The organism is Acinetobacter gerneri DSM 14967 = CIP 107464 = MTCC 9824, from assembly GCF_000368565.1.
Classification (GTDB): domain Bacteria; phylum Pseudomonadota; class Gammaproteobacteria; order Pseudomonadales; family Moraxellaceae; genus Acinetobacter; species Acinetobacter gerneri.
In genome coordinates this window covers 65,748-78,120 of sequence record NZ_KB849539.1, presented here as the reverse complement: position 1 = coordinate 78,120, position 12,373 = coordinate 65,748, and the positions used below count along the sequence as shown (strand labels likewise).

The window sequence follows — 12,373 nt, the reverse complement described above, 5'->3', positions numbered from 1 at the left end:
ACCTTTATCAAAACGGGTAACTTTCTCTTTTTCAAGACCTGTGTCAGATCAAGTCGGAACTAATACAACTTATGATTATTTGAATAACTCTAAAATACAGTGCAACCCAATACGCTATGTAAAATATCGCTATTTCGTTGCACATTTCAAATACTTTTTAGCTATTTTAAAAACCATTCAATTTCTTTCTTGCTTCAGCTTCCTTTTCGCTTTTTTGTAAATTAATTAAAACTTCGGGCGGCATTTCCACCCCCATATCCTTAAACATTTTTTGCGCTACATCAATTGATGTTAATTTATGTCCAGATTTATAAATGGTTGAAGATGCTGAAAGCTTTATAGATTTTGGGAAATCAGGGAAAAATTCATTAAAATATTCTTTTCTTTCGCTTCCATAATATGAATATATTCGCCACAGATTACTTTTTAAATCTCTTACAAAAATAATATCAGCATTCGTTGTTCCTTCTTCATCATAATAGATGCCAGTTGATTGCACTGGTATTACACAAACTTCACCTACGCTTGATATAAAATTCGCTTTAGGTTTATTTAGTGTGTAGTTAATAATTTTAAACTTGCCGCTTTTAACGCTAGTAGCCAGTACAATAAGAGAGGTTTTAGCAATATCATCATCTACCCAATCATCCATCCAATACCCTTTTCCTGGATGCTTATTTTTATATAAATTTGCATAATCATACTGCTCATTAAAATCAAGAACTTGTTTTATAGTTCCATTTTCTAAAATATTTATGCCTTCATCTTGAATATTTCTTAAAGTTTCATATGAGTTTAGGCACTTTAAGTTTTCGGCAAAAGAATGAGTAGACATCAACAACATAATCAATATTATTTTTTTCATAAAATCATCCATTTATTAAGTTTTTAAAATATCAAATAATGTTAATCATTAGATTAAAAACCACCTTAGCAGGCGAGTCAAAATTTAATTATACATTTTAATTTTTGAAAGTTTCATTTTGATTCGCTTTGGAAGATCTGGGAAAAACTCATCCATCACCTCTTCTGACTCATTTCCAGTATTTGCTATGAATATCTCTTACAAAAAAAACATCCGTTAGGCTTCCAGAGCGTTTCCCATCATAATTTACAGAGAAGTACATGGGAATGATGCATACCTCACCAACACTTGAAATGAAATCTGCCTTAGGTTTGAGAAGCGTTGTTCTATGCTCTTTAGATTTACCAATCTTAATCTCATCAGAGGCATGAAGAAGTAATGCATCGTGTTCTCTCTCATCCCTCCAACCATACCAATATAATTGTCCTGGGTGATTCTCTTTAAATAACGCTGTGTAGCCATAGCGTTCATTATGTGCTTTGATTTGTTTTAAATTACCATTTTTTCTAACATCAAAAACACCTTTAATAATTCCCTGAAATATATCGTAAGATTCTGAACACTTAAGCTCACTAGAATATGAACTAAAAGATAATAACCCAACTGTTAATCCTAATATTATTTTTTTCATGATGATCATTTTCATTTCTGAATATTTTGTTTCCTCTAGCATCCACAATCCTCGTCATCAGCAGTATTGAAGGGGAAATAATATTCCTTTGTCATTTTAATGGGCAGGAGCTTGCCATTAATGATTAAAGGTTGAAAACTTGCAGTTTCTTTAAATTGATTTAAAACATAATCATCCAATTTACTTAAGCCACTACTTTTAGTAATTTTAGCCTTGGTCAGTTTTCCACTCTCATTTGCTTCTAAATAAATATTTAATGATCGCGACTCTCCATCCAAATCTGAATTTTTGACATCAATCATTGGTTTAATTGCAAATTTTGGGTCTCTAGAAGCTTTAAAGTCAAACTTTTGTACTGATGATATTGGCTGATATACTTTTATACCCTGCTCATTCGACATTTTCAGTCGTGATTTTAGTACAGCTCGTAAAGCTAAATTATCTAAATCATCCAACCCACTGCTTTTACTTACTTTAGCTTGAGTAACCTTACCATTAGAATCTGTTTGGAAACTAATTGAAATATCCCGATCATAGTCTTTTAGCATTTCATTCTTAAAAATAATGTCTGGTGTTCTAGCCCAACCAACTAAAATTAAATCATTTTTAACATTCTGAACGTCTTGGGCTTGGATATTTGAACCAAAGCAAAAAGCCAATGTAAACAAGATTACATTTAATTTTTTCATCAGGTATCACTTATTTTGATCTTTTATTCATTGATTAAATGTAGCATTTAAAATACCTAAAAAACCACCCAAGCGATGGAGAACAGAAAATTCAATTTTATAATACTAGACAGGATTCGATTGTAATTTTCTTCTTAGTTTTTTCTAAGCCTATATGTTTTGGACAATCCATCCAGCACTTGTTACCCCATCAAAAATAAATATCGTTTCATTTTCGTCTCCTAAAATGGGCTTTTGACAACAACAAACGGTATATCAAATTCCCTACTTTGCTATAATTCCTTTTTTTTCATACTAAAATTTAGCTGTACAGTTATATTAAACCAATACCAAAAATATAGTCGACTATACAAAAAAATTTAAATAGACATATCATATGTATAAGTTTTTTATTATTTTTATCTCATTTATGCTATGCATAAATTAAGGATTATTTTGGAAAAATAGATGTGCTTTTTTAAACACTGATGTTATCCCCCTCATACCACCAGAAGAACTAAATGACCAAAAACTTAAAAAATTGCTCAAATCACAGTAAAAAATGTTAAGACTTATCATATAAATAAAATTCAAAATGCAAAAACTATTGAACAATTAAACATAGCAAATTGCTCTTATGAAAAAGATCTTTTTAACTTAATGGTTTGCTTTATAACTTATAGGCAATTTAATTCTGCAAATGAAGGTATTAAACCTATTCGTAACGAGTTTGTTAAAATGCATGATCAAAGTAAAAAAGCCAATATTAAATGTATGTAGTTCTAAAAAAGCTATTTTTATTATTAACTTATATTCTATTCGCCTTCCACAACTAAATTGCGTTTTTGGCTAAAATTGCGCAAATAAAGCACAGAAGGCGAGAATGGCGAGAATGGCGAGAATGGCGAGAATGGCGAGAATGGCGAGAATGGCGAGAATGGCGAGAATGGCGAGAACAATTTAAAATGATTAATCACCCCTAGTCTATACTCAAATGATCTGACTTAAATATCCTAAGTATTATATTTACAATATATTTTTAGGCTAGGGTTGTTGCTTAGATTAATAGAGTTCTTGTATAAGTTATATTTTGCTCAAATTTATACTCTAATCATGTTGCTTCTAAACATAATAAAATTTGCAACTAAGGCAGGATGCCGTCCGTCGAACAAGGGCTACAGGGATGTATGCCCATTTGTTCGACAATGGTTTTGCTTACTTTGTCCGAAAACAAAGTAAGAAAGATTGTCTACGCAAATTAAATTAAAATACTCACGGCAAATGTGACTGTATAATACTTTTCACCCAAATACCTGATCATTGTTTAATTTATGAAAGAAGTCTAATCTTTTAAGAATTAAATAATCGTCAAAACGATATAGGTCTCTTTATGATGCATTTTTATAAAATATTGAGTATTGCAAAGCACCGTAAAATACAAAAATAATCATGACAGAATTTGAAAAAATATGAGTATAAACAATATTATATATCTAAAATTATGATCTTTTTTAACACAACATCAAGATGGTGCGCCCAGCGGGACTCGAACCCACTCCACAGGCTTCGGAAACCTGTACTCTATCCAGTTAAGCTATAGGCGCAATTAAGCTCGCACATCATAACAAAAAAATACAGAAGGTAAAGCCTATCCAAGCGCTTATATGAAATTGCTGCTTATGCTTTGTACAATGTTCTAATACTGCAACGCATTATTGCATGGATGGACTTGGTTTCTGACCTGATATCGCTCACAATAGGCGCTCGACTAACCATGTGAGAATTTCATGACCGATGCATTGACGTTAAGAGATTTATCCAAGACATATAGTAATGGATTTCAAGCTCTCAAAGGCATTGATTTGACCGTGCCTGAGGGTGAGTTTTATGCACTTTTAGGACCAAATGGTGCTGGAAAATCAACAACTATTAGTATTATTAGCTCTCTTACACGCAAAACATCTGGCACAGTAGAAATCTTTGGGCATAACTTGGATACTCATCCCTCTCATGCTAAACAATGTTTAGGCGTCGTTCCTCAAGAGTTCAACTTTGGACATTTTGAGAAAACTTTCGATATTTTGGTCACTCAAGCTGGCTATTATGGTATTCCAAAAAAAGAAGCAGAAAAGCGTGCAGAACACTATTTAGAAAAACTCGGTTTATGGGAAAAACGCAATACTCAAGCACGTATGCTCTCAGGCGGGATGAAGCGTCGCTTGATGATTGCCCGTGCCATGATGCATTCACCAAAATTGTTGATTTTAGATGAACCGACAGCTGGTGTAGACATCGAATTACGTCGTTCGATGTGGGATTTTTTAATTGAAATGAATGGTCAAGGTACTTCGATTATTTTGACGACGCATTATCTCGAAGAAGCAGAAATGCTCTGTCGAAAAATTGCCATCATCGACCGTGGAACCATTAAAGAAGATACAACAATGAAATCTTTCTTGGGACAACTCAATGAAGAATCATTCATTTTCGATTTGGCAGAACCAATTGAGCCGCTTCATATCGAGATTATTGGTGTGAAATTTAACTTAATTGACCCAGTCACTTTAGAAGTAACGATGGATAAAGCGCATAGCTTAAATGATCTTTTCCAACTTTTAGAAGCTCAAAATATTCGTGTACGAAGTATGCGTAATAAGAGCAACCGACTCGAAGAATTGTTTGTGAAAATGGTTGAAAAAAACCTTGAAGGAGCGAAAGCATGAATTTCACTCAGCTCCGCATTGCATTATTTACCTTGGTTCGTAAAGAAATTCGCCGTTTTATGCGAATTTGGCCTCAAACCTTGCTACCACCTGCCATCACCATGAGTTTGTACTTCGTGATTTTTGGTAATTTGGTCGGTTCACGTGTTGGGCAAATGGGTGGATTTAGCTATATGCAATTCATCGTTCCCGGTTTGATCATGATGGCTGTGATTACCAATAGTTATGCCAACGTTTCTTCAAGTTTTTTTAGCGTCAAATTTCAAAGAAGTATTGAAGAATTAATCGTGAGTCCAATTCCTCTACATTTAATTATTTGGGGATATGTAATTGGCGGTGTTTGTCGAGGTATTTTAGTCGGTACAATCGTAACAGCGATGAGTATGTTCTTTACTCAACTTTCGATCCACAATATTTTTATTACTATTTATACCGTAATTATTACATCATTATTATTTTCATTAGGCGGTTTGATCAACGCAGTCTATGCAAAATCTTTCGATGATATTTCAATTATTCCGACCTTCGTATTGACCCCGCTTACCTATCTTGGTGGAGTATTCTATGCGATCAGCTCGCTCAGCCCTTTTTGGCAAAATCTTTCGTTGATCAACCCGATTGTCTATATGGTCAATGCGTTCCGTTATGGCATTTTGGGGCATAGTGATGTCAACGTTTCATTATCTTTGATCATCGTTACTTTATGTTGTGGCCTGCTTTATGCCATTGCATACTATTTATTGGCTCGTGGTTCAGGAATGCGTGAATAATGGCTGTTGAACATTCTCTATTGGGCAAAGACACCAATTACCCTACTCAATATCAACCTGATATTTTATTTCCAATTTCACGTGGTGAAGCACGTGAAAAATACAAAAATGTAAAAGGTATATATAAAGGAAAGGATTGGTGGCACGTTTTTGAGATTTCGTGGTTAAACCAACATGGTGTACCGCAAGTCGCGATTGGACGGATTTGCCTTCCAGCATCTTCTACACATTTAATTGAGTCAAAATCACTTAAACTTTATTTCAATAGTTTAAATTTTACTCAGTTCGAAAATCAGCAAGATTTTATCAAAACTGTCGAACAAGATTTATCAAAAGCTGCTCAAGCCGATGTTAGTTTAACGCTATATAAGGTAGATGATCTTGCGATCAGCCAACCTCAGGGCTTGTGTATAGATGATTTGGAACCCACTCGTTTAGAAAATCATCCCGATGCAACACTTTTGAGTTTGGATGAACACGCTGAAAATGTTGAAGTACAATTGTATTCTCATTTACTCAGAAGTAATTGCCCTGTTACAGGTCAGCCTGATTGGGGTACTGTATTTATACGCTATCAAGGCAAAAAACCTTGTTATCGCAGTATTTTAGCTTATATTATTTCATATCGTCAGCATAATGGTTTCCATGAACAATGCGTGGAACAAATCTTTGCTGATATTTGGCAAAATTTACAACCTGAAAAACTGATGGTTTATGCAACTTATACACGTCGTGGTGGTTTGGATATCAATCCCTGCCGTGTATCTGATGAATCATGGATGCCAGAGCCTATTCGGTTAGCTCGGCAATAAACAAGGAAAATAGAGGTCTTCATCATGCCTTTTTTTGGTTTTGTACCGTCTGAAGCTTTGCTCAAAAATATTCAGACTGGTATTGAGAAAAAAAATTCTAACGAACCACTTTACCCATTACGTGATCAAACAGCGCTATTGATCAATGACGAAATCATTGATGCGATATTGACTGAATTGGTGCGTCGTTTTCCAGCAAGTGACAAACGTGAAACAGCTGAAAAACTTGCAGGTTATATCAAATCAACAGTTGCGGTTCTACTTAAACAGCTATTAAGCAAAGCTCCAAATGATGTGGTCCGCCAATCGATTGAGTTTTCAGAAAAAAGCTTATTTAAGGATCCAACAGGTCAATACCGTGTTGGTGAACCGCTTGATGCGAGTTTAGTCACCAATCTAAAAAATTGTTTTGCTGAAATTAAAGCAGGAAATGAAATCAATCGTGATGTTTTAAGTGAATTGTATAAACAATTTGCTGAAGCAACAGTGCGTCATTTCATGAATGATTTTAATAAAACTTTAGATTTAGGCATGATCAAGCGTAAAGCCGCAGATATTGGTTCTGCTGCAGTGATTAAAGCTGTGCATATTGCGATAGGGAAATTGATTCCCCATTTCACCAAAGACGAGTTAATGGCTGTGGCTGAATACCATGACACGTTGTTTTATCCCTAAGGATTAGGTGAAATTTACCGCTGATTTGAATCATCTCAAATTGATGTGGATAAATAATGAAGATTTTGAAAATTGCCCATTCTATTGGGCAATTTTTTATCTAGCTGAAAAAGTTTACCTATATAGTTAAATTTATGATTGAGATTAAACTTCTTTCATAAATTCAAAAATGATCAGATTTTTGGGTAAAAGTATCATACGGTCACATTTGACGTGAGTACTTTAATTTGCTTTGTATAGACAATCTTTCTTACTTTGTTTTCGGACAAATGAGAAATATATTTCGCAAGGAAACCATTTGTCGAACAAATGGGCGTACATCCCTGTAGCCCTTGTTCGACCAACGGCATCCTGCCTAAATTGCAAATTTTATTACGCTTTGAAGCAAAATGATGAGATTATAAATTTGAGCAATAAATGACTTTTGCAAGAACTCTATTGTTTGACTATATATAGTTGTTAAATTCACATGAATCCAACCTTGTCTTTTTTTCATTATTTTCAGTTTATTCACATGTATTTTCATGCAAAATCAATATCGATATTTTCACAAGATAAGCGCAAATATCCACATTAAAACTATGCGCAATCATTTCTACCATCACTCAACCTAAAATTAAATTTTCAAAACTGTATTTCATCATCTTTTATTTAAAGAATTACAAGATTTTTTATTGCTAAATATTGTTATCCGTTGTCTTCATGGCTGTTTGTGATAGCATTCGCAAAGCGATTCCCAAAGCATATAAATATATCCATGGCACCTAGTTCACAATACAAATTTTTACGCCAAGCACCACGTGATGGATTAAGCACCGCAATGCAACCATCAAAGTGGCAAAGATTGCACATTGATCCTTGGCTCACGCTTTTTCTCATTTTAAACGCACTGCTCGGCCTAACAGTACTCTATAGTGCTTCAGCTCAAGATGTGGGCTTAGTCACAAAACAAGCCATGAGTTTTGGTATTGGTTTTGTCGTGATGTTTAGCCTTGCACAGATACCACCTAAAGTTTATCAAGCATTTTCACCTTATTTTTATGCCTTTGGTGTGGTGTGTTTGCTTGCAGTCATGGTTTTCGGTGAAATTCGTATGGGGGCTCAGCGCTGGATTGATATCCCTGGCTTTGGGAGTGTTCAACCCAGTGAATTTATGAAAATTGGTATGCCAATGATGATTGCATGGTTTTTATCACGCAATCCGCTACCGCCAAGCTTTAAAAACACCCTCATTTCTTTGGTTTTGATCGGCGTACCATTTCTACTTATCGCAGAACAACCCGATTTGGGGACTTCTGTGCTCATTTTGGCTAGTGGTATTTTCGTCCTGTTCCTGAGTGGTCTTTCTTGGAAAATGATTGCTGCTGCGGGTGTTGCTGCTGCTGTAGTGATTCCAATTGCTTGGGAATTTTTGCTACATGATTATCAACGACAACGTGTCCTAACATTACTCAACCCAGAAGCAGATGCTTTAGGAACAGGTTGGAACATTATCCAATCTAAAACAGCCATTGGTTCTGGTGGTTTTGTAGGTAAAGGTTATCTCGAAGGAACTCAATCACATTTACACTTTTTGCCCGAAGGTCATACCGACTTTATTATTGCGGCATTTTCAGAAGAATTTGGACTGATTGGGGTTTCAATCTTAGTCATTATTTATTTTGCAATTATTTTCAGAACCTTCCAAATTGGCTTACAAAGTTTCCATAATTATGGACGTTTGGTCGCTGGTGCTTTAGGTTTGTCGTTTTTTGTCTATGTATTTGTAAATGCAGGGATGGTTAGTGGTATTTTACCTGTAGTAGGTGTGCCTTTACCGTTTATGAGTTATGGCGGTACTGCGATCATCACTTTGATGGCAACATTTGGTTTGGTCATGTCGATTCATACTCATCGCTAGTTAGTAGGAACTTTTTACCCAATGTTAAAAAATACAGTTATATATAAGTTAAGAAATATCGGATTGGCGACTTCAGCATTTTTTTTATCGAGCTTTAGTCAAGCCAATGATTTTATCAATGATCCAAATTATAATAATTTTAAAATCAAGACTATGCAGACTTATGGATTGACTAGTCAGCAGATTGATATGGCCATGAGTGATGCCAAAAATTTACCAAACATTATAAATATTATGAATCGTCCGGGTGAAAGCAAACCTTGGTACGAATATAAAACGAATTTTCGCGCGCAAAGCCTCATCAATCGTGGCGTACAATTTCGCAATCAATACCAAGATGTGCTCAATCGTGCTGAGCAACAATATGGCGTTTCACAAATCGCTATTTTGGGCATTTTAGGTGTCGAAACAGGTTATGGTGCAAACAAAGGCAATATCAATACCCGAAATGCACTTGCAACATTGGCTTTTGGCTACCCTCGCCGCGCTGAATATTTCCAAAATGAATTAGGTGCTTTGATTGATTGGACCTATAAGGAAGGCTACCCGATCAATAGTATCGTTGGCTCTTATGCAGGTGCGATTGGCTACCCACAATTTATGCCAAGCAATATTGAAAAACTTGCGGTCGATTTTGATGGAAATGGGCACATTGATCTTCGCAACTCGCCTGCCGATGCGATCGGCTCAATTGCGAACTATTTGGCTAAAAATGGTTGGCAACGAGATCAACCGATTGCCTTCCCTGCTCGTTATGCAGGTAATAATCCTGACAGTGTCATTGCCAAAGATTTAACTCAGCCAACACCATTTGGTGCGCTTAAAGATTTGGGGATTTCTCCACTCAATCCAATTGTAAAAATTGACAACCTAGATATGGTCAATGTCATTCAATTACAGGAAGATTATGGTCCTTCTTATTATATAACTTTCCCGAATTTTCAAGTCATCACAACCTATAATAAAAGCCGTATGTACGCGACTGCTGTATGGCAATTAGGCATGGAAATTGTTAGCCAATAAGGCTAACAATTTCCATAAGAAATAAAAGTCAACAATTATTTTTGTGAAATAGATCATAAAATACACTTTTTTAATATCTTGTTACATTATTGATCATTTATTGATCAGTTATATGTCAAAATTTCACCTTTTTGTAATTTTTTTTCAATAAGTGCTAGACACCCATCCGTTAGCATGAATATTATCCATCTCGTTAAATGTGGTTGCAAAAGTGAATTTACAGACCTTTGCATTGAAAGATCAGTTCGTAGTTTTGGCTATTTCTACTGGTTTAAAAGAGGTCGATAGGAGTTAAACGATGCATTCTTCACTGAAATATATTATCGCCCTGAGTATGGGTTTAAGTGCAGTGCAGACCAAAGCCGAACTGGTTCAGTCTTCATACTTAAACAATGACTCGGACAATTCGAATCTTGCTGCTCGTGTACTTAGCAAAGATTCAACAAACTATAATTCTCATTTCTCTAATCTCAATAGTTTGACAATCACAGAGCGTTCTGGTGATAAAATCCGTCGCCAAACAATCGCTGCTAAAATGAATGTCCCAGAAGATGAACCTTCTGTGATTGACAAATTAAACGCTGTGGCTTCAAACACAGTGCGTAAGTTTAGCCAAACTGGTGTAGCTTCTTGGTATGGTCGTCAATTCCATGGCAAGAGAACTGCAAGTGGCGATACATTCGATATGAATGAACTTACCGCAGCTCATCGCAGCTTGCCGTTAAACTGTTACATTCGTGTGACCAATAAAGACAACGGTAAAAGCGTAGTTGTAAAAGTAAATGACCGTGGTCCTTTCCATGGTAACCGTGTACTTGATTTATCTTATGGTGCTGCTAAGCGTCTAGGTATTACAAACTCAGGTACGGCTCGTGTGAACATCGAGCGCGTTGATGGACCTAATTCCTAATCTCTATCGACAAAACTGCATTTAACGGAAAAAAGCCACTTTGTGGCTTTTTTTATTTTGGTTTAAATGTAAATCTCATGCGAAATTAAAAATAATAAAAAACTCATCGACAGTGGATTTTATTTACTGTAAAAATCAAGAAAACAGGACGTTTTATAAAAACAAAAATTCAAATCGGGCGCTTAAAATGGATGTAACCGAAAAGTTAAGTCAACAACTGCAAAATAAAACACGCTGGACAATCGCCTTAGGCTTCGCTACACAGGGTTTAGGCTATGCGACTGTGATGACCTCCCTGCCTTCGCTTAAAAGCCGTTTTACGCTAAATGACGACGAATTATCAATTATCATCTTAGCTGTATGTATCGCAGCCGCATTAGGATCAATTTTAGCAGACCGTTTAGCCGTCAAAATCGGTTCTCGTTTCGCCATTATTATTGGTTTTTTACTTGAAGCCTGTGGTGTTATTTTTGCGGCGTTAAGCAGTACGACTACGCTCATGACCATCAGCTTTATACTTTACGGTATAGGCCTAGGCTGTATCGATGCAGCCTTAAACATGCAAGCCGTGATCTTGGAGCAAAAGACCGCAAAAAGTATGCTTGGTGGCTTTTTTGCATGTTATACCGCAGCGGCATTTTTGGGTGCCATGATTATGTCTGCCGCTGTATCCACCGTGCTCGGCGCAACAGGCGCTTTGTGTGTAGCAGCAATATTGGCGTTATTTACTGCGCAACTTGGTTATCGATGGTTAAGTGCAGGACGAGAACGAGCTGCACTTAAAAAATCAGCCAAAACACCTTTACCGCATAAAAATCTACTTATTTACGGTTTGATCATTTTAATCGCATTTACGGTCGACTCTGCTGTCAGCACTTGGAGTTCAATTTATCTCAAAGATGTCCTTAAGTCTTCAGCCAGCATTGCACCGCTAGGCTATGCTGCTTATCAAGTGGGTATCCTCATCACACGTTTGATCACTGATCCTTTAGTAAAATACAAAAGTGCCGCATGGCTTGCAGGAATCTGTACTGTCATCGGTGCGCTCGGATGTTTTGTTGTGGGTTTAGGCTTAGGTTTCGGCGCAGTGATTTTCGGTTTTTTACTGGCAGGTGTTGCTGTAGGTGCATTAGTTCCTTTAACGTTCTCAGCAGCTGGACGTTTAGACCCAAATCGCCGTGATGAAATTATCGCGAGAGTCAATATTTTCAATTATGGCGGAGCGGTCTTTGGTGCTGTCGTCATTGGACTTTTGTCAGGACCCATTGGCTATGGACCCGCATTTTATACTTTAGCTATTGCGCTATTAGTGGTACTGATCTTTAGAAATAAATTTTCCAAAGCAAATGAGGCTCTGCTGGAAAAGTTTTGAATAAATTATAGACTATACATTTCT

12 protein-coding genes and 1 tRNA gene are annotated in these 12,373 nt (G+C 36.1%); 9 read left to right on the top strand and 4 right to left on the bottom strand.

Going from position 1 to position 12,373, the window contains the following annotated elements:
* Positions 1-166: 166 nt before the first annotated feature.
* The 3 genes from F960_RS04665 to F960_RS04655 form a co-directional block, all read right to left on the bottom strand.
* Positions 167-865, bottom strand: coding sequence for a hypothetical protein (locus tag F960_RS04665; protein WP_004859063.1), 699 nt, complete (start codon positions 863-865; stop codon positions 167-169).
* Between the two features lie 169 nt (positions 866-1,034).
* Positions 1,035-1,538, bottom strand: a complete 504-nt coding sequence (locus F960_RS04660) for a hypothetical protein (protein WP_004859061.1) — start codon at positions 1,536-1,538, stop codon at positions 1,035-1,037.
* A complete protein-coding gene (locus tag F960_RS04655; protein ID WP_004859060.1) occupies positions 1,532-2,185 on the bottom strand; it encodes a TonB family protein in 654 nt (217 codons plus the stop codon). The genes F960_RS04660 and F960_RS04655 overlap by 7 nt, the downstream gene beginning before the upstream one ends.
* 824 nt (positions 2,186-3,009) lie before the next feature.
* Between F960_RS04655 and F960_RS22230 the strand changes: the two genes are divergently transcribed.
* Positions 3,010-3,147: a hypothetical protein gene (locus F960_RS22230; RefSeq protein ID WP_020846982.1), complete on the top strand. Its 138-nt coding sequence runs from the start codon at positions 3,010-3,012 to the stop codon at positions 3,145-3,147.
* 545 nt (positions 3,148-3,692) lie between these two features.
* On the opposite strand, the gene F960_RS04650 is transcribed toward F960_RS22230, so the two are convergent.
* Positions 3,693-3,768, bottom strand: a tRNA-Arg gene (locus F960_RS04650).
* A gap of 183 nt (positions 3,769-3,951) precedes the next feature.
* Here F960_RS04650 and F960_RS04645 point away from each other — a divergent pair.
* The 8 genes from F960_RS04645 (at position 3,952) to F960_RS04610 (ending at position 12,349) form a co-directional block, all read left to right on the top strand.
* A complete protein-coding gene (locus F960_RS04645; RefSeq protein ID WP_004859058.1) occupies positions 3,952-4,887 on the top strand; it encodes an ABC transporter ATP-binding protein in 936 nt (311 codons plus the stop codon).
* Positions 4,884-5,657, top strand: coding sequence for an ABC transporter permease (locus F960_RS04640; RefSeq protein WP_004859052.1), 774 nt, complete (start codon positions 4,884-4,886; stop codon positions 5,655-5,657). The genes F960_RS04645 and F960_RS04640 overlap by 4 nt, the downstream gene beginning before the upstream one ends.
* On the top strand, positions 5,657-6,469 hold the full coding sequence (gene queF / locus F960_RS04635; RefSeq protein ID WP_004859051.1) for an NADPH-dependent 7-cyano-7-deazaguanine reductase QueF: 813 nt from the start codon (positions 5,657-5,659) through the stop codon (positions 6,467-6,469). Before F960_RS04640 ends, queF begins: the two co-directional genes overlap by 1 nt.
* Before the next feature lie 24 nt (positions 6,470-6,493).
* Positions 6,494-7,144, top strand: a complete 651-nt coding sequence (locus tag F960_RS04630) for a hypothetical protein (RefSeq protein WP_004859050.1) — start codon at positions 6,494-6,496, stop codon at positions 7,142-7,144.
* Between the two features lie 757 nt (positions 7,145-7,901).
* The gene (gene rodA / locus F960_RS04625; protein WP_004859046.1) at positions 7,902-9,044 is read left to right on the top strand and encodes a rod shape-determining protein RodA; all 1,143 of its coding nucleotides are present in this window, start codon (positions 7,902-7,904) and stop codon (positions 9,042-9,044) included.
* A gap of 21 nt (positions 9,045-9,065) precedes the next feature.
* Positions 9,066-10,067: a lytic murein transglycosylase B gene (gene mltB, locus F960_RS04620; RefSeq protein ID WP_004859045.1), complete on the top strand. Its 1,002-nt coding sequence runs from the start codon at positions 9,066-9,068 to the stop codon at positions 10,065-10,067.
* Between the two features lie 298 nt (positions 10,068-10,365).
* On the top strand, positions 10,366-10,977 hold the full coding sequence (locus tag F960_RS04615) for a septal ring lytic transglycosylase RlpA family protein (RefSeq protein WP_004859042.1): 612 nt from the start codon (positions 10,366-10,368) through the stop codon (positions 10,975-10,977).
* 187 nt (positions 10,978-11,164) lie between these two features.
* Positions 11,165-12,349, top strand: a complete 1,185-nt coding sequence (locus tag F960_RS04610; protein ID WP_004859038.1) for an MFS transporter — start codon at positions 11,165-11,167, stop codon at positions 12,347-12,349.
* Positions 12,350-12,373 lie beyond the last annotated feature (24 nt).